Consider the following 23281-nt stretch of genomic DNA (forward strand, 5'->3'; position numbering starts at 1 on the left):
GAACCCTCCCCGGGCATCGACGAAGGGTCCTCGATGGCAGAGCTCGTCTACCCGCCGGTGATCGGCATCGCCCGCACCATGTTCAAGGCGCTCGATCTGCGCTTTGACATCAAGGGCACCGAGAATGTCCCGCAGCGGGGCGGCGCGGTTCTGGTGAGCAACCACATCGGCTACCTCGACTTCGTCTTCTGCGGGCTGACGGCCCGTCCGGCCAAGCGGCTGGTGCGGTTCATGGCCAAGGAGTCGGTCTTCCGGCACAAGGTCTCCGGGCCGCTGATGCGCGCGATGAAGCACATTCCGGTGGACCGCGCGGCGGGCATGGACGCCTACAAGCACGCCCTGCGGGCGCTGCGCTCCGGCGAGATCATCGGCGTCTTCCCTGAGGCGACGATCTCGCGGTCCTTCACCCTCAAGAACTTCAAGTCGGGCGCGGCCCGGCTGGCGCAGGAGGCGGGCGTCCCGCTGCTGCCGATGGCGCTGTGGGGCACCCAGCGGCTGTGGACCAAGGGGCAGAAGCGGGCGCTGGGCCGCCATCACTTCCCGATCACGATGCGGGTGGGCGAGCCGATGGAGGCCGACCCGACCGAGCCCTCCGACACCCTCACCGAGCGGCTGCGCGGCCGGGTGCAGGAGCTGCTGGAGGCGGCGCAGCGGGCGTATCCGGTGCGGCCCAAGGGCCCGGAAGACACCTGGTGGGTCCCGGCCCACCTGGGCGGCACCGCCCCCACCCCGGCCGAGGCGCTGACCCTGGACCGGGGCCGGTAGGACGGACCACCGCGGGGCGGGCCGTACGGCCCGCCCCGCGCGCATGCCCGGAAACGGCCTAGCGGCCCATCTCCTCCTTGACGGCCGTGATGAAGCCGTCCACGTCCTCCTCCGTGGTGTCGAAGGAGCACATCCAGCGCACATCGCCCGCGGCCTCGTCCCAGAAGTAGAAGCGGTAGCGCTTCTGGAGGCGTTCGCTCACCTCGTGCGGGAGCCGGGCGAAGACCGCGTTGGCCTGGACCGGGTGGAGGATCTCCACCCCGTCCACCGCGCGCACGCCGTCGGCCAGCCGCTGGGCCATGGTGTTGGCGTGGCGGGCGTTGCGCAGCCACAGGTCGCGGGCGAGCAGGGCCTCCAGCTGGACGGAGATGAACCGCATCTTGGACGCCAGCTGCATGGACAGCTTGCGCAGGTGCTTCATGGCGCCCACCGCGTCCGGGTCGAGGACGACGACGGCCTCGCCGAAGAGCATCCCGTTCTTGGTGCCGCCGAACGACAGGATGTCGATGCCCGCCGCGTTGGTGAACGCACGCATCGGCACGTCCAGGGACGCGGCCGCGTTGGCTATCCGGGCGCCGTCGAGGTGGACCTTCATCCCGCGCTCGTGCGCGTGGTCACAGATGGCGCGGATCTCGTCCACCGTGTAGACGGTGCCGAGCTCGGTGTTCTGGGCGATCGAGACCACCTGCGGCATCGCCCGGTGCTCATCGCCCCAGCCCCACGCCTGGCGGTCGATGAGCTCGGGGGTGAGCTTGCCGTCCCCGGTGGGGACGGTGAGCAGCTTCAGCCCGCCGACGCGCTCGGGCGCCCCGCACTCGTCCACGTTGATGTGGGCGGACTCGGCGCAGATGACCGCGCCCCAGCGGTCGGTGAGGGCCTGGAGGGCGACGACATTGGAGCCGGTGCCGTTGAAGACGGGGAACGCCTGGGCGTGCGGGCCGAAGTGGCTGCGCATGACGAACTGCAGATGCGCGGTGTAGTCGTCCTCGCCGTAGGAGACCTGGTGGCCTCCGTCGGCGAGGGCGAGCGCGGCGAGGATCTCCGGGTGGGTGCCCGCGTAGTTGTCGCTGGCGAAGCCGCGTACCTCGGGGTCGTGGTGGCGGCGGGCGTCGGTCCTCACGGCTTGGGGGTCAGCCACTGGCGGGTTCCGTTCACTTCCTGGGCGGGCCGGTCCCAGAGTCCGGTGATGGCCTCGGCCAGCTCCTTGACGTCCGTGAAGCCCGCGAACTTCGCGTTGGGGCGGTCCGCCCGCATGGCGTCGTGCACCAGCGCCTTGACCACCAGGATGGCAGCGGCCGCCGACGGACCGCCCTCGCCCCCCAGCTTCTGGAAGGAGTCGGCGAGCGCGAGCGTCCACGCCTCGGCGGCGGCCTTGGCGGCGGCGTACGCGGCGTTGCCCGCGGTGGGCTTGGCCGCGCCCGCCGCGCTGATCAGCACATAGCGGCCGTTGCCGCTGCGCAGCAGGGCGTCGTGGAAGGCGAGAGAGGTGTGCTGTGCGGTGCGGATCAGCAGATTGTGCAGGGTGTCCCAGTCGGCGAGCGGGGCGTCGGCGAAGGTCTTGCCGCCGCGCCAGCCGCCGACCAGGTGGATCAGCCCGTCGACCCGGCCGAACTCCTTCTCGGTACGGTCGGCCCAGGCGCGGGCGGCGCCGAGGTCGAGCAGGTCGACCGTCTCGCCGGTGACGCTGGCACCGCCGTGGGCGTAGCGCGCCGCGTCCACGCCCTCGGCCAGCCGGACCGGGTCCGCGTCGGAGGCGACGACGGTGGCGCCCGCTTCGGCGAGGCGGAGCAGCGTGGCCCGGCCCGCGGGGCCGGCCGCGCCGGCCACCGCCACCACCGCACCGTCCAGCGGCCGCTCGCCCGGCTCGTTGGGGCTGGGGCTCGACGTCGGTGTGGTCATGCTCGCTGCCTCCTCGTCCTGCCCCGACTGGGGGCTCTGCGCAGCCGCGGTGCTCATGCCGCCGCCGGTAGGTCGCTGTCCGCCGTGATGCCCTTGGTGGAGGCGACCACGTCACGCAGCTTCTTCCCAAGCGCCTCGTAGAACATGCTCAGCGGGAACTCGTCGGGGAGCACGTCGTCGACGAGCTTGCGCGGCGGCTGGGTGAGGTCCAGGGCTTCGGGGCCCTTGGCCCAGACCGAGCCGGGGTGCGGGGCGAGATAGGTCGACACCAGCTCATACGCCTTGAACCAGTGGACGAGCTTGGGGCGGTCGATGCCGTCGCGGTAGAGCTTCTCGATCTCGCCGCACAGCTGGTTGGTGACCTGCGAGGCGCGGGACCAGTCGATGTGCAGGGTGTTGTCCGTCCAGCGTACGACGTCGTGCTGGTGGAGGTAGGCGAAGAGCAACTGGCCGCCGAGCCCGTCGTAGTTGCGGACCCGCGCTCCGGTGACCGGGAACCGGAACATCCGGTCGAAGATCACGGCGTACTGGACGTCACGGCCCTGGGTGACGCCCTCGGCGTCCAGCTTCACGGCCTCCCTGAAGGCCGTGAGGTCGCAGCGCAGCTCCTCCAGTCCGTACATCCAGAAGGGCTGCCGCTGCTTGATCATGAAGGGGTCGAACGGCAGGTCGCCATGGCTGTGGGTGCGGTCGTGGACCATGTCCCACAGGGCGAAGGCCTCCTGGCAGCGGCGCTGGTCGGCGAGCATGTCACGGATGTCATCGGGGAGTTCGATCCCCAGGGCCCGGACCGCCGCCTCGCTGACCCGGCGGAAGCGGGCCGCCTCGCGGTCGCAGAAGATGCCGCCCCAGCTGAACCGCTCGGGGGCCTCGCGGACGGCGATGGTCTCCGGGAAGAGCACCGCGGAGTTGGTGTCATAGCCGGAGGTGAAGTCCTCGAAGGCCAGACCGCAGTACAGCGGATTGTCATAGCGGGTGCGCTCCAGCTCGGCCAGCCAGTCCGGCCAGACCATGCGTAGCACCACGGCTTCCAGATTGCGGTCCGGGTTGCCGTTCTGCGTGTACATGGGGAAGACCACGAGGTGCTGGAGGCCGTCGGCGCGGGCGCGGGCGGGCTGGAACGCGAGCAGCGACTCGAGGAAGTCGGGGACGTCGAAGCCGCCCTCGGCCCAGCGGCGCAAGTCCGCGACGACCGCCCGGTGGTAGTCCGCGTCGTGCGGAAGCAGCGGGGCAAGCTCCTCGATGGCCTCGATCACCCGGGCGATGGCCGCCCCGGCGGCCTCCCGGGTGGGCGCGCCCTCGGCGTCGAAGTCGATGGAACCGTCTTTGGACTGCCATTGACGAAACGTTTCGACAGCGTTCTTGAGGGTGAGCCAGGCCGGATGATCGACCACACGCTCCGCGGGCAGAACGACACCTTCAGCTATCGCCGACGAAAAGATTTCCGTCATGACCACTCCCTCACCGAAGAAACTCGCGTATGACCACCGTATCTATGGACGCTCCTTCACTCAAGCGACGGTACGGGAAATCATCCTGCGCCACACCCGCACCACCGCAGTTTTTCCTGCCCCGATCGGTTCGGCTCATGCTCCGGCCGTCGGTTCGGCTCACGCTCTCGCCCTCGGTTCGACTCATGTCACGGCCCCGCTTGAACGGTCCCGTCATGGGCGGCCGGTATGGTGTGCGCCGGTCCGGGCGGCCCGTCCGCCGCGTGCCGAGGAAACCAGCCATCCCACTGCCTCCCCCGACCCGACGCAGACGACCCGACGGCGGCCGTCGAGGGCCGTCAGAAGAGCGAGACAGCGTTGACTTTTCTCACCATCGGACACCGCGGAGTGATGGGTGTCGAGCCGGAGAACACCCTGCGGTCCTTCGTCCGCGCCGATCACGAGGGCATGGACGTCATCGAACTGGACCTGCACCTCAGCAAGGACGGCGCGCTCGTGGTGATGCACGACACCCACGTCGACCGCACCACCGACGGCAAGGGCCCGATCAGCGACTTCACCCTCGCGGAGCTGCGTGAGCTGGACGCCGGGGAGGGCGAACGGATCCCGGTCTTCGAGGAGGTCGTGGACGCCGTGGAGGCGCCGCTCCAGGCAGAGATCAAGGACACGGCGGCCGCCCGGGCGCTGGCCGAGGTGCTGACCCAGCGCGATCTGCTGGACCGGGTGGACATCCTGTCCTTCCACGACGAGGCGCTCGCCGAGATCCGCACCCTGCTCCCGGCCGCCCGTACCGCCCTCGTGGCCAGCCGGTACGGCCTCGATGTGATCGACCGGGCGCATGCGGTCGGCGCCGGGATGCTGGTGCTCAACGTCCGCAGGCTGACCCTGGAGCTGGTGGAGAAGGCGCACGCCGACGACCTCAGGGTCATCGGCTGGACCGTGAACACCCCCGACCACCTGAAGCTGGTCCGCGGCCTGCGCCTGGACGGCGCCACCACGGACTTCCCGGAGATCCGGCGGGCGGCGCGCTTCACGGCGTGACGCCATCCGGGGTCTGACGCCACTCGGGGTCTCCGGAGGCGTTCACGGCCCTGCCGAGGGCCCTCGGCAGGGCCGTGCTCAGCCGAGGGGCTTGATCAGCAGCTCGAACTCGAGGTCGGCGCGGCGCGGCACGCCGAAGCGCTCGTCACCGTACGGGAACGGGGTCATCTGGCCGGTACGGGCGTAGCCGCGCCGCTCGTACCAGGCGATCAGCTCCTCGCGGGCGGAGATCACCGTCATGCGCATCTCCTTCGCGCCCCACTCCACCCGCACGAACCGCTCGGCCTCGGCGATGATCACCTTGCCCAGCCCCCCGCCCTGGAGCTCGGGCCGGACCGCGAACATACCGAAGTAGGCGTGGTCATCGTGGCGCTCGAGCTGGCAGCAGGCGATCAGCTCGCCGTTCCGCTCGACGATCACCATCCGGCCGTTCTCGGCCCGCACCACGTCCGCGACCCCCTCCGGGTCGGTGCGCTGCCCGTCCAGGATGTCCGCTTCCGTGGTCCATCCGGCACGGCTGGCGTCCCCGCGGTAGGCCGACTCGATCAGGGCCACCAGCCCCGCCACGTCGGCCTCGGTGGCCGTACGGAAGGTGAGCGGGTCGGTGGCCGCTCCTGCGGTGGCGTCCGCGGTGTCCATGGCGTCGGAGGGTTCCCTTCGGTGGCGGCCGAACGGCCGGTGGCAACGGGTGGCCGGGGGTGAGACGGGGTGGGGGTCGCTGGCGGTCGCTGGCGGCAAATAGACCCTAACCTGCCCCGAAGGGTGCAGGTTGCGTAGGGTCGCGGGCATGGTTCACGTACTGAGCAGCCGTGTGCTGCTGCGGCCGACGGACCCCGAGCGCTCCCGGGCGTTCTACGGCGAGGCGCTGGGGCTGGCGGTCTACCGGGAGTTCGGGACGGGCCCCGAGCGCGGCACGGTCTACTTCCTCGGCGGGGGCTTCCTGGAGGTCTCCGGCCGCGCGGACACCCCGCCCGCCCCGGGCCTCCAGCTGTGGCTCCAGGTGGCGGACGCGGCGGCGGCGCACAAGGAGCTCACCGCGCAGGGGGTCGAGGTGCTGCGCCCGCCGAAGAAGGAGCCGTGGGGGCTGGTGGAGATGTGGATCGCGGATCCGGACGGCGTGCGGATCGCGGTCGTGGAGGTGCCGGAGGACCATCCGCTGCGCTACCGCCCCTGATGGCTCCTCCCCGTGCCGTCGGCCCCGCCACGGCTCGCGGTGGCGGGGCCGACGGCACCGCGGGGGTCAGCCGGGCTGGCTGTTCTCCTTGTGCTCGCCCCAGCCGTGCCAGCGGTCGATCTCGATCCAGGCGCTGATCCGGCCGCGGTCCCGCCGCGGGTAGTCCTTGCCCAGGTACTGCCGGGCCAGCCGGTCGATCCCGGCCAGGTCCTTGTCCTCCTGGAACTCGACGACCCGGCCGATGAGGGTGATGTGGTTGTACCAGTCCGCCTCGTCGAGGACGGTGAGCGTAACCCTGGGGTCGTTGCGGATGTGATCGAGCCGCTTGCGGCCCTCGTCCATGTTGACCAGGATCCGGCCGTCGTCCCAGAGGTACCAGGTGGCCGTGGACACCGGCTGGCCGTCGGACCGGACCGTCGCGATCACGGCCGGATTGGGCTTCTCGAGCATGGCGACCGCGGCCTCGGGAAGCGGTGGGTTCGACACGGGCTCTCCTCCTCTGTGAACGGCTGTTCACGTCGCGTGGTGCGGCTGGGGCCTGCGTGATCCACGGCACGCACCTCTCACCGTGCCATACGACTCCCTGTGCTCCCCCCGCTACACCGCACGCCTCGCGCTCCCCCACTGCGCCCGTGCGCTCCCGTGGGTGGCGCCGCGGCAGGGGATGTCTCCTGGTATTACGTCCCCCTTCGGGAGGTGTGGCCGTGCACGGACCTCCACTCATCGGCTGGCTGCTGGTCGCGCTCTGCGCGGCCACGGGTGGCTACTGCCTGCTGCAGGCGCGCGGAGAGCCGCCCGGGCCGGGGCGCCGGATCGCGGGCGCCGAGGCGCTGATGGGGTGGGGGATGGCCGTGATGGCGGTGCCGCCCACCGTGCTGGACACCCGGCCCTGGGGTCCGCCCGCCTTCGCGGCGGTCTTCGCCGTGGCGGCCGTAAGGGCGCTGCTGCCGGTCCCGTACGGCGCGGGGCTCCCGGGGCACCGTCTGCATCACGCCGTCGGAGCGCTGGCGATGGTCTATATGGCGCTCGCGATGATGGTGGGCACCACGGGCGGCCACCATCACACCGGCGAGATGACCCCGGGCCGGATGGCGGGCGGGGTACCGCTGCTGACCGGGGCACTGCTCGTGTACTTCGCGGTCTACGTCGTACGGTCCGGGCTGCGGCTCGTACCGATGACGGACGGGGCCGTGGACGGAGCGGGGGCGGCGGCGGGACCGTCCGGGGCCGGGTGGTCGCGGCGGCCCGAGCTGCGGCATGCCTGCAGGCTGTCGATGGGGATAGGGATGTTCGCGATGCTGCTGGCCCTGTGAACCGGGGCGGGCCGATCCGTGGCCGCGTCCGTGGCTTCACCGTGGTATGCGTCACTTCCCCGCCGTGACCGTACCCGGCCGGAGCGTCGCGATCATAGGCTGGCGGTCATGATGGTCCCGTTCGCGCTGATGGGCCTCGGCGCACTGGCGGCGGCAATGGCGCCGCGCCTGTTGTCCCGCACCGACTGGATCGACCGCGAACCCGTGCTCGCCCTCTGGGTGTGGCAGTGCGTGGTCGTCGGGGTGCTGTTGTGCTGCGCGCTGACCATGGCGCTCACCGGGGCGGCCGCCTGGGACGCCGTGCGCGGCAATGTCTTCGCCCCCGCGCCCAAGGGCGTGGTGGAGGCGTACGCGCTCTCCGGCTACGGGCCGTTGGCCGCGCCCATCGCCCTCGTGCTCGCCTTCGGGGCCGTCTGGAGCGCGGTGATGCTCACCCGTGAGATCGGCCGCGCCCGCGCCTGGCGCAGACAGCACCGCGCCGAACTCCTCGTACGCTCCCCCGTTTTGCCCGGTGAGGAGCCCGACGGGGAGCGGCTGGTGGTCCTGGAGAGCGACAAGCCGGACGCCTGGTGGCTGCCGGGGACCACGCCCCAGCTGATCATCACCACGGCGGCGCTGCGCCGTCTCAAGGGCCGTCGGCTGGATGCCGTCATCGCCCATGAGCAGGGCCACGCCCGCGCCCGCCACCACTGGCTGCTGCACTGCTCGACCGCGCTGGCCAGCGGCTTTCCGCGGGTGCCGATGTTCGCGGCGTTCCGCGACGAGGTGCACCGGCTGGTCGAGCTGGCCGCCGACGACTCCGCGTCACGGCGCTTCGGTCGGACCACCACCGCGCTCGCTCTGGTCGAACTCAACGAGGACCGCGGGGTGTTCGGCCCCTGCCCCAGCGCGCTCGCCCAGGTGCCGCAGCGGGTGGACCGGCTGCTGGCCCCGGCGGCCCGCCTCCCCGTGGCGCGCCGCTGGCGCCTTACGGCCACCGCGGCGCTCGTCCCGGCCGTCCCGCTGCTGGTCACGCTTGTCCCGGCGCTGCGGGTGCTGGGGTAGGCGCGTCCCCGGCGCTCCCCACACTTCCGGCATTTTCGGTACGCCGACGGCTCCCGGCTTACGACGACGGCACCCGACTCCGCGCTCGGGATGATCGGGAGCCTCCTGGCTCCGAGGTCCGCCCGTCGGCGATCATCGACCCATGCACCCGGCAACCCTCCACCGCCGAGCCGCCCGCGCCGCGGCCGTGTACACCGCGCTCTTCCTGGTGCTGCTCGCCCTGGTGGCCGCCCATTGGGGGCCCCTGGGGACCGTCGACCGGGACATCGTCGTCACCCTGCACCACTCCGCCGTCCGGCACCACGGCTTGACCCGGGTCAACAGGGTGCTCACGGACTGGTGCTGGGACCCGTGGACGATGCGTGCGCTGCTGGCCGTGGCCGTGGGGTGGCTGCTGTGGCGCCGGGAGTGGCGGCTCGCCCTCTGGGTGGCCGTCACTGCGGCGCTGGGCACGGCGCTGCAGCAGGGGGTGAAGGCCGCGCTCGGCCGGGAGCGTCCCCGATGGGCGAACCCGGTGGACTCGGCGCACTACGCGGCCTTCCCGTCCGGCCACGCGCTGACCGCGACCGTCGCCTTCGGGCTGCTGCTGTGGCTGATGACGCTGCACGGGGCACCGGCGAAGTGGCTGCGGCTCATGGCCGCCGTAGGGGTCGTATCCGTGCTGGGCGTCGGCTTCACCCGCCTCTATCTGGGGGTCCACTGGCCCAGTGACGTCCTGGGCGGCTGGCTGCTGGGCGCGGCGCTGGTGTACGGGGCGATCGCCTCGTACGGCTGTGCCCGCGGCCGTACGGGCGACGACGGTCCGCGCGCCGGTCCCACGCCGGGCGTCGGCCAGTAACGGCAGTCGGTAGCGGCGGTCAGTAGACGTCGCGCAGATAGCGTTTGTCGGTGGCGAGTTGCTTCACGTACGCCGCCGCCCCGGCCCCGCCCAGGCCGCCGTGGACGGTGGCGATGTCCCGCAGGGCCTGGTCGACGTCCTTGGCCATGCGGGAGGCGTCGCCGCAGACGTAGACCTGGGCGCCGTCCTGGAGCCAGGACCACAGCAGGGGACCGTGTTCGCGCATGCGGTCCTGGACGTATTTCTTGGCGCGCTCGTCGCGGGAGAACGCGGTGTCCAGACGGGTGAGGGTGCCGTCGGCGAGGAACGCGGTCAGCTCCTCCTCGTAGTAGAAGTCGGTCGCGCGGTGCTGTTCCCCGAAGAACAGCCAGTTCGGGGCGCGGTGGCCGCGGGCCCGGCGTTCCTCGAGGAAGCCGATGAAGGGGGCTATGCCGGTGCCGGGGCCGACCATCACCATCGGCGTGTCGGGGTCGGCGGGCGGGCGGAAGTGCGGTGTGCGCTGGACCCGGACCGGCACCCGGGTCCCCGGCTCGGCGTCGGCGAGGAAGGGGGAGCAGACGCCCTGGCGCGGACGGCCGCCCAGGTTCTCGTAACGGACGACGGAGACCGTCAGCGACACCAGGTGGGGGTCGGTCAGCGGGCTGGACGATATGGAGTACAGGCGGGGCCGCAGGCGTCCCAGCAAATCGGTCCACTCCTGTGCCCCGGCCCGGATGCCGAACTCGGCCAGCACGTCCACGGCCTGCCGTCCCCAGGACCACTTCGCCAGCTCTCCCTTGTTGTCCGGGCGCAGGAGCTTCCGCAGCTCACGGGGGTCGTGGATCCGATCGGCGGCGAAGCGCAGCAGGTCGGGGGTGACGCTGGTGATGTCCAGATGGCGCGACAGGGCCTCGGCGAAGGGCATCTCCCCGACGTTCCCGATCCGAACGGCCGCGTTCGCGTCGAGGCCGGTGACGGCCAGCCACTCGGTCACCAGCTCGGGCCAGTTGAGCGGTCGCACCGCCAGGGCGTCACCGGCCTCGTAGCCCAGCGGGGTCTCGCCGTCGCGGGTGTCGAAGGTGAAGCGGCGGACCTCCTTGGCCGCGCCGGGCAGGCTCAGGCGACGGTTGCCGGTCAGCCGGGCGGTGGCGGGAGCGGGAGCCGTCCCTGCGGCGGCAGCCGTCCGTGCGGCAGGAGCCGTCCGTGCGGCGGGGGCCGGGTCGGGCGCGGGGGCCGGGTCGGGTGACGGTTGCTCCGCGTTCTTCAGCGCGATGAGTACCTGGTCGAGCCAGGCCCCGGCCTCGGCCCCGTAGTCCGGTTCGCAGTCGGTGCGCGGGGCCAGCCGCACGGCGCCCAGTTCTGCCATCCGCCGGTCGAGGCGGCGGCCGTGGCCGCAGAAGTCGCCGTAGGAGGAGTCGCCGAAGGCCAGGACGGAATAGCGCCGGTCCGGCAGGCGCGGGGCGTCGGGCGCGGTGAGGGCGGCCCAGAAGGCGGAGCCGTTGTCCGGTGCGTCGCCGTCGCCGAAGGTGCTCGTGATCAGCAACAGATCGGCGTCGTACGGCAGCGCGGCGGGGTCGGCCTCGTCCATGGACACACGGGAGGCGGCGTGACCGTGTGCGGTGAGCCGGTCGACCGTGGCCGCCGCGAACTCCTCGGCGTTCCCGGTCTGGGACGCCCAGAGGATCACGACCTGCCGGCGCGGCACCTCCGCGGTGGGAGCCGTCGGCTCGGCCCTGGAGTGCATCCCGGCCAGCACGCCGTTCACCCACAGGGCGTGCGACGGATGGAACGGGGCGTCCGCGGGCAGCACCGGCACGCCGGGGGCGCCGGACGGGACACCGGCGAGGAAGCCGGTCAGGTACCGGCGCTCGTCTTCGGTGAGGGACGGCGGCGGGGTGGGTTCCAGCCCGAACGGGGCGGGAGCGGCAGCCGTGGGAAGAGGACCCGCCGGGGCAGTGGTGGACGTCATGTCCGCGGTGGCCGACGTGCCCGTGGACCGATGCTGTGCGTCCGCCGACGCCGGAGCCCGCACCGTCACCGGCGTGGCCACCTTGGTCAGCGAGACCGCGCACACCTTGAACTCGGGCTGGAACGACAACGGATCGACGGCGTCGCTGGTCACCGCGTTCACACTCAGGTACTCCCCGAACAGGTCGTTCCAGTGGAACGGTGCGAAACAACAGCCCGGCCGCACCCGGTCGGTGACGACCGCGGGCAGCACGGCCCGGCCGCGCCGCGAGGCGACCTCCACCGAATCCCCCTCGGCGACGCCCAGTTCCGCGGCGTCCCGCGGGTGCACCTCCACGAAGGGTCCGGGGTTGAGCCTGTTCAGCCTCGGCACCCTGGCCGTCTTCGTCAGGGTGTGCCACTGGTGCTGCAGACGGCCGGTGTTGAGTTGGTACGGATAGTCGTCATCGGGCAGCTCCGCGGCCGGGACGTGCGGGCGGGGGTAGAAGACCGCGCGACCGGTCGCGGTCGGGAAGAGCGGCGCGCCGTCCGCACCGAGGTACCGGATCGGATTGCGGTCGGCCCCCTCGGCGCTCGCTGCGGGCCACTGCACCGGGGCGGCGCGCAGCCGCTCGTAGCTCACACCGCGCAGGTCCCAGCCGGTCACCGGATTCCAGGCGCGCTTGATCTCCTCGAAGACCTCCTCCGCGCTGTCGTACCCGAAGCCCCTCGCAAAGCCCATGGCACGGGCCACGGCCGCGATGACGCGCCAGTCGGCCATCGCCTCGCCGGGTGGATCGACCACCGGCCGGGCGAGGGTGAGGTTGCGCTCGCTGTTGATCAGGACGCCCTCGGTCTCGGTCCACAGCGCGCCGGGCAGTACGACATCGGCGTAGGCGTTCGTCTCCGTCTCGGCGAACACGTCCTGTGTGACGACGAATTCGGCGGCCTCCAGGCCCTCGATGACCGTCTTACGGTTCGCGACGGAGGCGACCGGGTTGGTGCAGATGATCCAGCACGCCTTGATGTCCCCGTCGGCCATCCTCTGGAACATCTCGACGGTGCCCTTACCGACGCCGTCCGCGCGGATCGTGTCCTGCGGCAGTCCCCACAGGTTCTCGACGAAGGCCCGGTCGGCGTCGGCGAGCACCGACCGCTGACCGGGGAGTCCCGGCCCCATGTAGCCCATCTCCCGGCCGCCCATGGCGTTGGGCTGTCCGGTCAGGGAGAAGGGTCCGCTGCCCGGGCGGCAGATCGCGCCGGTGGCGAGGTGGAGGTTGACCAGCGCGTTGGTGTTCCAGGTGCCGTGGGTGGACTGGTTGAGGCCCATCGTCCAGCAGCTCATCCACTCGCCCGCCTCGCCGATCAGCCGGGCGGCCTCGCGGATGTCGTCCTCCGGGATGCCGGTGATCTCGGCGACGGTGGCGGGCGGGTAGTCGGCGAGGAACTCCGGGATCGCCTCCCAGCCCTCGGTGTGCGCCGCGATGAACGCGGCGTCGGTGTGGCCGTTCGCCCGCAGAAGGTGCAGCAGCCCATTGAGCAGTGCCAGGTCCGTACCCGGCTTGATCTGCAAGAACAGATCGGCCTTGGCGGCGGTGGCGGTGCGGCGCGGATCGACCACGATCAGCTTGGCACCAGCCGACTTCACCCGGTCCATCATCCGCAGGAAGAGGATGGGATGGGCGTCGGCCATGTTGGAGCCGATGACGAAGAAGACATCGGCCCGGTCGAAGTCCTCATAGGAGCCCGGCGGCCCGTCCGCGCCCAGCGAGAGCTTGTAGCCGGTCCCGGCGCTGGCCATGCACAGCCGGGAGTTCGACTCGATCTGATTGGTGCGGAGGAACCCCTTGGCCAGCTTGTTCACGAGGTACTGCGCCTCCAGGCTCAGCTGCCCGGAGACATAGAGGGCGACCGCGTCCGGCCCGTGCTCCTCGACGATCGCCCGCAGTCGCCGCGCCGTCTCGGCGATCGCCTCGTCCCTGGGCGTCGGCACCGGCTCTTCCGCGCGGTGCGGACGCCGGAGCGCCGTGGTCAGACGCCCGGGGGCGGCGAGCATGTCGGCCGTGGTGGCACCCTTGGCGCACAGTCGGCCGAAGTTCGCGGGGTGCTCCTTGTCCCCGGAGGCCTTCCGCACCGTACGGCGCCCATCCGGCCCGCTGCCGACATCGAGGACCAAGCCGCATCCCACACCGCAGTACGAGCAGACCGTCCGCACCTTCGTCGTGTCCTCGCTCCGCGAACCCGAGGCGGCCACGGGCGCCTCCCTATCCTGTGCTCGGTCCGGTCCCCACGTCTCTCGTGACTCTACGAACCGCTCGTTGCACAGGTCTCTCGGGCCGGTCACCGGCGGTTAAACCCCTGCGCACAGGACCTGGAGGCCGCCTGTGAGCAGGGATCATACGTCCGCAACGCAACCGGGGCGGTCGTCACGCCGGAGGCTCCCGGGATGGCGCCACGGCGTCGGCGACGATCGCTCGCAGTGCCTCGATATGGGCGTTGAAGGCGTCCCGGCCGGTGCTGGTGAGCCGGGCGCGCACCTTCCGGCGGCCGCCGATGAGGCGGCGCTCCGTGGCCACGTACCCGGCCTCTTCGAGCGTCGTGAGCTGCTTGGAGAGCGCCGAGTCGGACAGCTGGAGCCGGTCCTTGAGGAAGGCGAACTCCGCCCAGTCGGCGGCCGCCAGGGTCGCCACCAGCGACAGCCGGGTGCTGGGATGGATCAGCTCGTCGAACCGCGCCTCCGTCACGCCCGCACCCACCGGCGCAGCACGCGCAGGATCTCCGGTCCGCCGAACCCGACGACGGCCGCCGTCAGCACCGCCGCCCAGATACCGGCATGACCGGCGCCGTCGGCGTCGAGCGCGAGCGCCACCAGGACGGTGACCGCGACGAGCCCGAACAGCATGCCGACCACCACCAGGGGGATGCGGCGACCGGCGACCGCCGCGCTCACCTGGAGCCGATCCGTGCGCCGGCGCCCGTCGAGCAAGCGCGCCGCGAGCACCCCGTGCCCCACGCCGAAGGCCACGGTCGCGATCCCGGCCAGCCAGGGCGGCAGCACGGTGCCCAGCACGCCCAGCAGCAGCCAGCCGGTCGCCATGGCCCACCAGTAACCCCGGGGCAGGCCGACTTCCTCGGCCACCTGGTGCCGGGCGCGGTCTGCTGCGTCGAGGGCGGTACGGGCCTGTTCCGGAGCGATGTCGACCATGATGAGACCTCACTTTCCTGTCGGGAAAGTAAGCATCCAACTTTCCCGACAGGAAAGTCAAGGGCCGAAGGAGCCCGATCCGGCGAACTCGCGCGGGCTCCGCGCTAGCCGTGGGCGGGAGGGGTGTCCCGCGGTTCGGAGGGGGCGAGGAGATAGGAGTGGAGCTGCCCGAGCAGTTCCGCGATGCCTTCCCTGTCGGCGCGGTAGCGGACCAGCTTGCCGCTGCGCGTCGACTGGAGCAGCCCACCGCGCCGGAGGACCGCGAGGTGCTCGGAGGTGGTCGACGGGCCGAGCCCGGCGCGCTCGGCGGCCTCGCCGACGGTCAGCTCCTCCCCGTCGGCGAAGTGCGCGAAGAGTTTCTGACGGGTTCCGCTGGTCAGCGCCTTGAGGAAGACCTGGAGGTCATCGCCGGGCACGGCGGCCCCGGGGCGTATCGCCCGCCCCGTACCGGGGTCCGCCCGCCCGGAGGCCCGGTCGCCGACCACCCGCGGGAGCCCGCCCGGGGCCCGGTACGGGCGGGGGACGCGGAGCGGGCGGTGGAGGTCGAACTCGGTCGGGGGGATGTCCAGGGCCGAGCACGCCTCGCGGACGACGTCCCGTTCGCTCTCGTCGAAGTAGCCGTCGGCGCAGCCGATGACGATGCCGATCTGGATGACGGCCCGGGCCTCGGCGGGCCTCCTCCTCGCCTTGCCGATCTCCCGCATGGCGCTCGCCCTGCCGAGGGCGAAGTCCGCGGTGACCTCGTCTAGGCGGTCCTCGAAGCGGCGGTGCAGATCGTCCGGGGGGAAGTTCTGGAGCACGTCATTGGTGGCGATGAGCTGGGCGACGCGCCGCCGCTCGGCCGGGTCGATCGTGCCGTCCGCCGCCGCCACCAAGGCGCACATCGCCATGCTCGCGTCCCGGAACGCCCCGCTCTGCAACTCGTGCTTCTTCGCCGTGAGCTGAGCCTGCATCGTCTGGACCGAGTCCTTGAGGCGGTCCCACAGCGTCATCTGCATCTCCTTCTCAGTAATACCTCCATTGTGGGGAGAAAACAGAATCTACACGTTTGTAGATCACCGGCCCCCGCCAGGTCCGCCACCGGCGCGGAGCGGGAGCTTCTTCAGGAAGAGCGCGCAGACCAGGCCCACCAGGGTGAGCGGCAGAGCGGTGAGGAAGACGGTGGACAGGGAGTCCGCGTACGCCGAGGTGTAGGCGTCCCGCGCGGCTTCCGTCATGCGGCGCACGGCCTCCGGACTGATGGACGCACCCTCGCCGAGTTCCACCGTCCGACCGGCGAGCCCGTGGTTGAGTATGGCACCGAAGACCGAGGCGCCGAGCGAGGTGCCCAGCATCCTGGCGAAGGTGACGGTGGCCGTCGCCGCGCCGATGTCCCGCACCTCGACCGCGCTCTGCGAGGCGACGACGGTGACCTGCTGGGAGAGTCCGGCGCCGAGGCCGAGTACGGCCATGAAGGCGGAGGCGGCGGCGAAGCCGGTACCGGCCGTCATGGTCGACAGCAGGTAGAGGGCCACCGCGGAGACGGCCATGCTCGCGGCGGGGAACCACTTGTACTGCCCCGTCGCGGCCATGTAGTGGCCGGTGGCCATCGTGGCCAGGAGCATTCCGGCCGTCATCGGGAGCATCAGCAGACCGGCGTTCTGCGGGCTGGTGCCCGTCACCATCTGCAGATACAGAGCGAGGTAGTTCAGTGCGCCGATGGAGATGAAACCGCCGACGAACGCCACCGCGTTGGAGATGGTGAAGGTGGAGCTGGTGAACATGCGCAGCGGAACGACCGGTTCGGCCGCCCGGCGCTCCGCCGCGAACCAGAGCAGCCCCAGGGCGAGAACGGCGACCGCCAGCCCGACGATGACCGCGGAGCCCCATGCGTACGCGGTGCCCGCCCAGTTGGTGAGCAGCACCAGGCAGCTCACGGCGCCCCCGAGGGTGACGATGCCCGCGTAGTCGACCCGCGGGGTCCCCCGGCGGCCGGGTGGCGGCAGGAAGACGGCCACCATCAGCAGGGCGATCGCGCCGACCGGCATATTGACGAAGAAGACCCAGCGCCAGCCGAGGTGGTCGGTGATCAACCCGCCGAGCAGGGGGCCGCTGACGGCGGACACGGCGAAGGTGGCGGTGGCGTAACTCTGGTAGCGGGCACCCTCGCGGGGGCTGAACAGGTCACCGAGGATCGCGAAGATCGAGACGGTGAGCCCGCCCCCGCCGACGCCCTGTACGGCACGGAACACGATGAGTTGGGTCATCGACCCGGCCGCGCCGCACAGCGCGGAGCCGATGAGGAAGACCACGATGGCGAAGACGAAGACCCGCTTGCGTCCGAGGAGATCGCCGAGCTTCCCGTACAGCGGGGTGGTCACACTGAAGGTCAGCAGATACGCGGTGCTGACCCAGGCGAACTGTTCGAGACCGCCGAGGTCACCGCTGATGGTCGGCATGGCGGTGGCGACGATCTGGGTGTCCAGGGTCCCCAGCAGCATGGCGAGCATCAGTCCCAGAAAGACCAGGACCGCCTGCTGACGAGGCGGGGGCGCCTTTTCGATGTCCACGGCGTGCGCCGACTGAGCGCGCGACATGGCATCCCTCCTCCCGATGGATGGATGGGTGGGTGTGGATGGGTGTGGATTTCTGCCCGGACCCATGTCAACCTAGGGTGACAGTCGCTGGCGTGTCAACCCAAGCTGACACACCCGCCGGGATCCTTGACGCCCAGCCGGACCGTCAGTTTGGGTTGACACATGGACGAATCCAAGGTGAACGAGCTCGTTGCGGCGGCGACGTCGGACAAGATCCGCGAAGGGCTGGCCGCCGTACGAGCACTGCGGGGGCTCGTCGACGAGATGGAGGCGCTGCAGGTCGACCGGGCGCGTGAACTCGGCTGGGCCTGGGGCGACATCGCCGAGCCGCTTGGCGTCTCGCGGCAGTCGGCGCACAAGAAGCACACCCGGCGGCGTGCGAAGACCTCGCGTACGGCCGCGCGGCCGGGCGGGGCGGGGTCTGAGGAGGCGCCCTGAAGGGAAGGGACGCGGGGATAGGGGGAGGGCGCGGGGCCGTGTCACCGTGCGGCGCCGAACGGGGCCGGGCCCACGGCATACGATGCCGGAAGTCCCAGCCCCTGGCCACGCCGTACTGGCCACACCGTCGACGAGGGAGCGTCAGCCGTGACCATGACGGGTGCACTGTTCGACTTCTCGGGGACGCTGTTCCGCGTCGAGTCCACCGAGTCCTGGCTCCGTGCCGCGCTGGAGCGGACCGGAACCGCCCTCCCGGAGGCGGAGGTCCTGGGGTACGCACGGGGCCTGGAGGACACCGGGGCGCTTCCCGGCGGCGCCGCGCCACTCTCGGTGCCGCCGCACCTGGAGGAGGTGTGGCGGGCGCGGGACCGCGACGCCGGACTGCACCGGGCCGCCTACACCGGTCTGGCCCGCCAGGTGCCGCTCCCCCGCCCCGAGCTCTACGACGCCCTCTATGACCGCCATAAGGAGCCCGCCGCCTGGCGGCCCTACCCCGACGCCCCCGAGGTGCTGGGCGAGTTGCACCGGCGCGGTGTGCGGATCGCGGTGGTCAGCAACATCGGCTGGGATCTGCGCCCGGTCTTCCGCGCCCACGGTCTGGACGGGCTGGTGGACGCCTATGCGCTCTCGTACGAGCACGGCGTCCAGAAGCCGGATCCCCGACTGTTCCAGACCGCGTGCGATGCGCTGGGGCTGGACCCGGGTGACGCCCTGATGGTGGGCGATGACCGCCGGGCTGACGCGGGAGCGGCGGCCCTGGGCTGCCGGGTCCATCTGGTGGACCACCTCCCGGTGGACCGGCGCCCGGACGCCCTGCGGGCGATTCTCGACCTGCTGCCGGACGCCGCCACGGCTCCCTAGGCCGCGGAGGCCAAGCGACCCGGAGACCAAGCACCAGAAGGCCCGGCCCCCGAACGGGATTCCAAAAGCGCCCCAAAGGGGCGAAACCACCGGTTCGGGCGATCCCCCCATGCCGCCCGAACCGGCGGAGACATACGGCTGCCCTCAGAGGAAGGGCGGACAACCGCACCTCGCCTGAGTATATTGGCTGACAGCCAGCCAACGCAGGAGTTACAGCATGGTCCCCCGAAGCCCATCGGTCAATGAGGAATTGCGGCGCCGGTCCCAGGTCCGTCTACTGGAGGCCACGGTCGAGCTGATCGGCGAGCGCGGCTACGAGGCGACCACCCTCGCCGACATCGCCGACCGGGCCGGGGCGGCCCGCGGTCTGGTGTCGTACTACTTCCCCGGCAAGCGGCAGCTGCTGCAGTCGGCCGTCCACCGGCTGATGCACATGGAGCTGGAGCGGGGGCTCGAGCGGGAGCCGCGGCCGGAGGGCGAGGGGGCCGGGCGGGAGCTGCTGGCGCGGGCGATCGACGCGATCCTGGGCCTGGCCCGGGACCGGCCCCGGCTGATGCGGACGCATATGGCGGGGATCCTCACGGCGGAGGGCTTCATCCAGTGTCCCGAGCAGCAGCGGCTGGCCAGTCTGTTGCGGGACACCGTGACCCGGTACGGCTCGGAGGACCCCGAGACCGACTACCGGCTGCTGCGCGCCCTGCTGATGGGCGCGGTGGTCGCGGTGCTGCTGCCGGGCGCGCCGATGGCGCCCGGGCGGCTGCGGGCGGAGCTGTTCCACCGCTACGGACTGGACTGGGAGCTGGGGCTCCCGCCGGGCGATGAACCGCCCGACGGGAGCCGGATGAGCACTCTGGACTAGGGAGCCCGCGCTCAGCGGTAGTCGGGCTGCGTCTGGGTGTTGAGCTCGCGCAGCCGGACCGAGTCGGCGCTGTCGGTGCGCCGGTCGTGGATCTTCAGGACATCGAAGCCCTTCTCGATGTCGTTGGAGTAGATGTAGCCGTTGTAGTAGTACGCGGACCAGGCGCCGCCGGTGACCAGCGCGTCGCTGGAGAGCGGCCCGCGCTCGAAGTAGCCGATCTCCTTGGGCCGGTCGGAGTCGGTGAAGTCCCAGATGGACACGCCGCCCTGGTACCACGCCTGGACCATGATGTCGCGGCCCTTGGCCGGGATCAGCGAGCCGTTGTGGGCGACGCAGTTCTCGGTGTCGGCCTGGTGGCGCGGGATCTTGAAGTAGCTCCGGAAGACCAGCTTGCGCCGGTCGCCCTTGCCGACGATGTCGTAGATGCCGTCGGCACCGCGGTCGTGACCGACCTCGGTGTTGCAGGTCGCGGCCCCGCCGCCGCCCAGCTCATCGGTGAACACGACCTTGCTGCCGCGCTCGTTGAAGGTGGCCGAGTGCCAGAAGGAGAAATTCACGTTGTCCTCGACCCGGTCGATGACCCGCGGCTTCGCGGGGTCGGCTATGTCGAGCAGGATGCCGTCGCCCATGCACGCGCCCGCCGCCAGCTTCAGCTGGGGGAACGTGGTGAGGTCATGGCAGCCGGTGGTCTGGGAGACGCCGGGGTTGGTGGGCCCGCCGGGGTTTCCACCGTCCGGGAAGAGCACGGGGAAGTCGATGACCGCGGCCTTCTCGGGCGCCTTGCGGGGCACCTTGATGACGGAGATGCCGTCGTGCGGAGGCTGGCAGTCCGGGAAGGTGGCGCTGGGCGCGTACGAGGAGACGTAGATGTACACGTCCTTGCGCTCGGGCACCAGGGTGTGGGTGTGGGAACCGCAGGAGGTCTCGACGGCGGCGACGTACTCCGGGTTCCGCTTGTCGCTGATGTCGAAGACCTTCATGCCCTCCCACGAGGACTTCTCGGTCGCGGGCTGGGTGGTGCTGTTGCAGGAGTTGTCGCTGCGCGAGGAGTCGGTGGAGAGGAAGAGCAGATCTCCTGAGACCGACACATCGTTCTGCGAGCCCGGGCAGAGCACCTGGCTCACGATCTTCGGGCTCTTCGGCCGGCTGATGTCGTAGATGACAAAGCCGTCGTAGTTCCCCGCGAAGGCGTACTTGCCCTGGAAGGCCAGGTCGGAGTTGACGCCCTTGAGGTCCTGCTTGGGGATGTTGATGAGGTGGCTGACATTGCGGCTGTGGACGATCTGGTCCACGCCGGGGATGTCACCCTTCTCGATGGCGGCCCTGGCCTCCGACTGCTGACTCTTCGTCACCCGCTCCTTGTGGGGAGCGTCACCGGGGTCGGGCGTCGCGGCCGCCGGGCCCGCGGCCAGCAAGGTGGCCACCAGTCCGAAGGCGGCGGCGAGCGCCCCGAGGTATCTGCGCCGCTGCGGAGGTCTTTCCCACGGCTTCACTGCGTCCTCCCTTTGTCGCCGTCTCCGTTCGGAGTTGAACGGTTGACGGACCGGGGGAAGTATCGCTCTATCCATGTACACCACAACAGGTAGCAACATGTTCGTAAAGAGATTTTCCCAACGCGCCCGGAACGGGAGCCCCGCTGACGTGCTAAGACGGTCTGCGGATCCCAAGCGCCCCAGGAGGCCACGGTGTTGAACCGCCGTACGACGCTCCACTCCGCATCCCTCGCGGCGGCCGCGGCGGCGGCCGCCCTGGCACTCGTCCTGACCGGCTGTGACGCGGAGAGCGGCGGCGGGGCCGACGCCGGGAAGGGCAAGGACGGACAGCCCGCGGTGATCGCGCCGGGCAAGCCGGGCGAGGCGGCGAAGAAGCTGTCGGCCGAGGAGGCGGCGAAGGCGGGCGACGACGACTCCCCCAACGCGGCCGACCGCTCCTACGTCCGCATGATGATCGAGCACCACCGGCAGGCCCTGGTGATGACCGCCCTCGCCGCCGACCGCGCCGCGTCGGCGAAGGTCAAGCGGCTCGCGGAGCGCATCGCGTCCGGCCAGGGGCCGGAGATCGAGGCGATGCGCGCCTGGCAGAAGACGGCCGGCGGCGAGCCGGAGGGCGGCGACGGAGACGGCCACGGGGGCCATGACGCGAAGATGCCGGGAATGGCCACCGGGGCCCAGCTCGCCCGGCTGCGCGCCGCCGAGGGCGCCGACTTCGACGCGCTCTTCCTCAAGCTGATGATCGCCCATCACCGGGGCGCGGTCTCCATGGCCACGGATGTGCTGGCCCAGGGCAACAACATCCGGGTGGAGGAGATGGCGGACGATGTGATCGCGCAGCAGAGCAGCGAGATCCTGCGGATGCGGCGGATGTCGTAGCCGCGGACCCGTGGACCGTCGGCCGGGCGGTGTCACCGGCGGCCGGGCGGCGTCACCCGGGACGGTCCCCCGGCGCGTAGTGCCGGACAGGGCGCCTCACCGGGTGGGATGCTGGAGACATCCTGCGGAAGGAGCTCCTCGTGCTTCGCGTCGCGGTCATCGGTTCCGGGCCGAGCGGGGTGTACGCGGCCCAAGCGCTCGTCCAGCAGCAGGCCGTCCCCGAGGTGTCGGTGGATGTGCTGGACCGGCTGCCCTGTCCGTACGGGCTGGTGCGCTACGGTGTCGCGCCCGACCACGAGAAGATCAAGTCACTGCAGAACACCCTGCGCGCGGTCCTGGAGCACCCCCGGGTCAGCTTCCTCGGCAATGTGCAGGTGGGGCCGCCCCCACTGGTGCCCGAGCGGCTGCTGGGGCTCTACCACGCGGTGGTCTACTGCGTGGGCGCGGCGACCGACCGGCGGCTCGGCGTTCCCGGTGAGGAGCTGCCGGGCAGCTTCTCGGCGACCGACTTCGTCTCCTGGTACAGCGCCCATCCGGACGCGACCGTCGACTCCTTCGCGCTCGGGGCGGACTCCGCCGTCGTCATCGGGGTGGGCAATGTCGCGGTGGACGTGGCGCGCGTTCTGGCCCGCGGGGCGGAGGAGCTGAGGCCCACCGACGTGCCGCACGCCGCCCTCGGGGCGCTGTACGAGAGCCGGGTCTCGGACATCCACATGGTCGGCAGGCGCGGGCCGTCGCAGGCGAAGTTCACCACCAAGGAGCTGCGTGAGCTGGGCGCGCTGACCGGCGCCGATGTGCTGGTGCGCCCGGAGGAGCTGGCGCTTGACCCGGCGTACGTGGACCCGTCCGGGCTACCGGGGATCAACCGGCGCAATGTCGAGGTGCTGCGCGACTGGGCGCGGCGCGCGCCCATGGGCCGCCCGCGCCGGATCCATCTGCGGTTCTTCCTCAAGCCGGTGGCGCTGCTGGGCGAGGGCGCGGTGCGCGCGGTGCGCTTCGAGCGGACCGCGCCGGACGGGCGCGGCGGGGTGGCGGGCACCGGGGTCTTCGAGGACATCGAGGCGCCGCTGGTGCTGCGCTCGGTGGGCTATCGGGGGGTGCCGCTGCCGGGGCTGCCGTTCGACGAGGAGCGCGGCACGGTCCCCAACGTGGCGGGGCGGGTGCTGCGCGGCGGCGAGCCCTCGCCCGGCGAGTACGTGGCGGGGTGGATCAAGCGCGGGCCGACCGGGGTGATCGGCACCAACCGGCCGTGTGCGAAGGAGACGGTGGCCTCGCTGCTGGCTGACGCGGACGCGCTCGCCGCCCGCCCGGTGGCCCGGGATCCACTGCGGGCGCTGCGCGAGGCGGGGGTGGAGCCGGTGGAGTGGACCGGCTGGCTGCGGATCGAGGCGGCCGAAGCGGCGCTCGGCGAGGCGCTGGGGCGTACGAAGGTGAAGATCCCGGACTGGACGGGGCTGCTGGGCGCGGCGCGCGGGCGGGAGTGACCCGGGCCGGGTGAACCGCTGCCGGGCGTCCGGCGGCG

The 23281-nt window shown here is 71.5% G+C and carries 22 protein-coding genes and 1 pseudogene; 11 read left to right on the forward strand and 12 right to left on the reverse strand.

The annotated features are described in order from the left end of the window. The first annotated feature begins 33 nt into the window (after positions 1–33). Positions 34–765: a lysophospholipid acyltransferase family protein gene (locus VT50_RS05020; protein WP_046084624.1), complete on the forward strand. Its 732-nt coding sequence runs from the start codon at positions 34–36 to the stop codon at positions 763–765. Positions 766–823: 58 nt separating this feature from the next. Here VT50_RS05020 and VT50_RS05025 read toward each other — a convergent pair whose 3' ends face one another. The 3 genes from VT50_RS05025 to VT50_RS05035 are packed head-to-tail and all read right to left on the reverse strand — an operon-like array spanning position 824 to position 4115. Further along, complete coding sequence (locus VT50_RS05025) at positions 824–1885, reverse strand: threonine aldolase family protein (RefSeq protein ID WP_206269348.1); 1062 nt, start codon at positions 1883–1885, stop codon at positions 824–826. Beyond that, positions 1882–2664: an SDR family oxidoreductase gene (locus tag VT50_RS05030; protein WP_063893187.1), complete on the reverse strand. Its 783-nt coding sequence runs from the start codon at positions 2662–2664 to the stop codon at positions 1882–1884. The genes VT50_RS05025 and VT50_RS05030 overlap by 4 nt, the downstream gene beginning before the upstream one ends. 53 nt (positions 2665–2717) lie before the next feature. Beyond that, positions 2718–4115: a DUF6421 family protein gene (locus VT50_RS05035; RefSeq protein ID WP_046084627.1), complete on the reverse strand. Its 1398-nt coding sequence runs from the start codon at positions 4113–4115 to the stop codon at positions 2718–2720. A 357-nt stretch (positions 4116–4472) separates the two neighbouring features. On the opposite strand from VT50_RS05035, the gene VT50_RS05040 reads away from it, so the two are divergent. Then, the gene (locus tag VT50_RS05040) at positions 4473–5156 is read left to right on the forward strand and encodes a glycerophosphodiester phosphodiesterase (RefSeq protein ID WP_046084628.1); all 684 of its coding nucleotides are present in this window, start codon (positions 4473–4475) and stop codon (positions 5154–5156) included. A gap of 78 nt (positions 5157–5234) precedes the next feature. On the opposite strand, the gene VT50_RS05045 is transcribed toward VT50_RS05040, so the two are convergent. Beyond that, a complete protein-coding gene (locus VT50_RS05045; protein ID WP_046084629.1) occupies positions 5235–5795 on the reverse strand; it encodes a GNAT family N-acetyltransferase in 561 nt (186 codons plus the stop codon). Between the two features lie 148 nt (positions 5796–5943). Here VT50_RS05045 and VT50_RS05050 point away from each other — a divergent pair, with 148 nt between their 5' ends. Continuing rightward, complete coding sequence (locus tag VT50_RS05050) at positions 5944–6330, forward strand: VOC family protein (protein ID WP_046084630.1); 387 nt, start codon at positions 5944–5946, stop codon at positions 6328–6330. A 66-nt stretch (positions 6331–6396) separates the two neighbouring features. Here the strand turns inward: VT50_RS05050 and VT50_RS05055 are convergent, their stop codons facing one another. Beyond that, a complete protein-coding gene (locus VT50_RS05055; protein ID WP_046084631.1) occupies positions 6397–6816 on the reverse strand; it encodes a PPOX class F420-dependent oxidoreductase in 420 nt (139 codons plus the stop codon). 218 nt (positions 6817–7034) lie between these two features. On the opposite strand from VT50_RS05055, the gene VT50_RS05060 reads away from it, so the two are divergent. The 3 genes from VT50_RS05060 (at position 7035) to VT50_RS05070 (ending at position 9525) form a co-directional block, all read left to right on the forward strand. After that, positions 7035–7643 (forward strand): DUF5134 domain-containing protein, encoded by a 609-nt coding sequence (locus VT50_RS05060; protein ID WP_046084689.1) that lies wholly within the window; start codon positions 7035–7037, stop codon positions 7641–7643. A 108-nt stretch (positions 7644–7751) separates the two neighbouring features. Further along, a complete protein-coding gene (locus VT50_RS05065) occupies positions 7752–8687 on the forward strand; it encodes a M56 family metallopeptidase (protein WP_046084632.1) in 936 nt (311 codons plus the stop codon). A gap of 142 nt (positions 8688–8829) precedes the next feature. Next, entirely contained in the window at positions 8830–9525 is a 696-nt protein-coding gene (locus VT50_RS05070; protein ID WP_046084633.1) for a phosphatase PAP2 family protein, read from the forward strand. Between the two features lie 19 nt (positions 9526–9544). Here the strand turns inward: VT50_RS05070 and VT50_RS05075 are convergent, their stop codons facing one another. The 6 genes and pseudogenes from VT50_RS05075 to VT50_RS05095 all read right to left on the reverse strand — a co-directional run bounded on the left by VT50_RS05075 (position 9545) and on the right by VT50_RS05095 (position 17298). Continuing rightward, the gene (locus VT50_RS05075) at positions 9545–13705 is read right to left on the reverse strand and encodes a bifunctional nitrate reductase/sulfite reductase flavoprotein subunit alpha (protein WP_046084634.1); all 4161 of its coding nucleotides are present in this window, start codon (positions 13703–13705) and stop codon (positions 9545–9547) included. A 172-nt stretch (positions 13706–13877) separates the two neighbouring features. Beyond that, positions 13878–14195, reverse strand: coding sequence for a winged helix-turn-helix domain-containing protein (locus tag VT50_RS05080; protein WP_046084690.1), 318 nt, complete (start codon positions 14193–14195; stop codon positions 13878–13880). After that, the gene (locus VT50_RS05085) at positions 14192–14656 is read right to left on the reverse strand and encodes a hypothetical protein (protein ID WP_046084635.1); all 465 of its coding nucleotides are present in this window, start codon (positions 14654–14656) and stop codon (positions 14192–14194) included. Before VT50_RS05085 ends, VT50_RS05080 begins: the two co-directional genes overlap by 4 nt. Before the next feature lie 104 nt (positions 14657–14760). Then, on the reverse strand, positions 14761–15141 hold the full coding sequence (locus VT50_RS40215; RefSeq protein ID WP_240529051.1) for an ArsR/SmtB family transcription factor: 381 nt from the start codon (positions 15139–15141) through the stop codon (positions 14761–14763). A gap of 54 nt (positions 15142–15195) precedes the next feature. Then, a pseudogene (locus VT50_RS40220) lies at positions 15196–15648 on the reverse strand (tellurite resistance TerB family protein); the annotation flags it as partial. 63 nt (positions 15649–15711) lie between these two features. Then, positions 15712–17298: an MDR family MFS transporter gene (locus VT50_RS05095; RefSeq protein WP_078840568.1), complete on the reverse strand. Its 1587-nt coding sequence runs from the start codon at positions 17296–17298 to the stop codon at positions 15712–15714. A gap of 96 nt (positions 17299–17394) precedes the next feature. On the opposite strand from VT50_RS05095, the gene VT50_RS05100 reads away from it, so the two are divergent. The 3 genes from VT50_RS05100 (at position 17395) to VT50_RS05110 (ending at position 19390) form a co-directional block, all read left to right on the forward strand. Further along, positions 17395–17670 (forward strand): hypothetical protein, encoded by a 276-nt coding sequence (locus tag VT50_RS05100; protein WP_046084637.1) that lies wholly within the window; start codon positions 17395–17397, stop codon positions 17668–17670. Positions 17671–17823: 153 nt separating this feature from the next. Further along, positions 17824–18531 (forward strand): HAD family hydrolase, encoded by a 708-nt coding sequence (locus tag VT50_RS05105; RefSeq protein WP_046084692.1) that lies wholly within the window; start codon positions 17824–17826, stop codon positions 18529–18531. Between the two features lie 217 nt (positions 18532–18748). Further along, on the forward strand, positions 18749–19390 hold the full coding sequence (locus VT50_RS05110; protein WP_046084638.1) for a TetR/AcrR family transcriptional regulator: 642 nt from the start codon (positions 18749–18751) through the stop codon (positions 19388–19390). An 11-nt stretch (positions 19391–19401) separates the two neighbouring features. Here VT50_RS05110 and VT50_RS05115 read toward each other — a convergent pair whose 3' ends face one another. Further along, positions 19402–20883 (reverse strand): LVIVD repeat-containing protein, encoded by a 1482-nt coding sequence (locus tag VT50_RS05115; RefSeq protein WP_046084639.1) that lies wholly within the window; start codon positions 20881–20883, stop codon positions 19402–19404. Positions 20884–21075: 192 nt separating this feature from the next. Between VT50_RS05115 and VT50_RS05120 the strand changes: the two genes are divergently transcribed. Further along, complete coding sequence (locus VT50_RS05120; protein ID WP_046084640.1) at positions 21076–21759, forward strand: DUF305 domain-containing protein; 684 nt, start codon at positions 21076–21078, stop codon at positions 21757–21759. A gap of 140 nt (positions 21760–21899) precedes the next feature. Next, a complete protein-coding gene (locus VT50_RS05125) occupies positions 21900–23243 on the forward strand; it encodes an FAD-dependent oxidoreductase (protein WP_046084641.1) in 1344 nt (447 codons plus the stop codon). The last annotated feature ends 38 nt before the right edge of the window (positions 23244–23281 follow it).

Source organism: Streptomyces antioxidans, assembly GCF_000968685.2.
Lineage (GTDB): Bacteria > Actinomycetota > Actinomycetes > Streptomycetales > Streptomycetaceae > Streptomyces > Streptomyces antioxidans.

What these genes read in the sequence shown, in the direction of transcription:
- VT50_RS05020 (WP_046084624.1), top strand. Translation starts at nt 34, where the DNA reads ATGGCAGAGCTCGTCTACCCGCCGGTGATCGGCATCGCCCGCACCATG.
- VT50_RS05030 (WP_063893187.1), bottom strand. Translation starts at nt 2,664, where the DNA reads ATGACCACACCGACGTCGAGCCCCAGCCCCAACGAGCCGGGCGAGCGG.
- VT50_RS05035 (WP_046084627.1), bottom strand. Translation starts at nt 4,115, where the DNA reads ATGACGGAAATCTTTTCGTCGGCGATAGCTGAAGGTGTCGTTCTGCCC.
- VT50_RS05045 (WP_046084629.1), bottom strand. Translation starts at nt 5,795, where the DNA reads ATGGACACCGCGGACGCCACCGCAGGAGCGGCCACCGACCCGCTCACC.
- VT50_RS05050 (WP_046084630.1), top strand. Translation starts at nt 5,944, where the DNA reads ATGGTTCACGTACTGAGCAGCCGTGTGCTGCTGCGGCCGACGGACCCC.
- VT50_RS05065 (WP_046084632.1), top strand. Translation starts at nt 7,752, where the DNA reads ATGATGGTCCCGTTCGCGCTGATGGGCCTCGGCGCACTGGCGGCGGCA.
- VT50_RS05070 (WP_046084633.1), top strand. Translation starts at nt 8,830, where the DNA reads ATGCACCCGGCAACCCTCCACCGCCGAGCCGCCCGCGCCGCGGCCGTG.
- VT50_RS05085 (WP_046084635.1), bottom strand. Translation starts at nt 14,656, where the DNA reads ATGGTCGACATCGCTCCGGAACAGGCCCGTACCGCCCTCGACGCAGCA.
- VT50_RS05095 (WP_078840568.1), bottom strand. Translation starts at nt 17,298, where the DNA reads ATGGGTCCGGGCAGAAATCCACACCCATCCACACCCACCCATCCATCC.
- VT50_RS05100 (WP_046084637.1), top strand. Translation starts at nt 17,395, where the DNA reads ATGGACGAATCCAAGGTGAACGAGCTCGTTGCGGCGGCGACGTCGGAC.
- VT50_RS05105 (WP_046084692.1), top strand. Translation starts at nt 17,824, where the DNA reads ATGACGGGTGCACTGTTCGACTTCTCGGGGACGCTGTTCCGCGTCGAG.
- VT50_RS05110 (WP_046084638.1), top strand. Translation starts at nt 18,749, where the DNA reads ATGGTCCCCCGAAGCCCATCGGTCAATGAGGAATTGCGGCGCCGGTCC.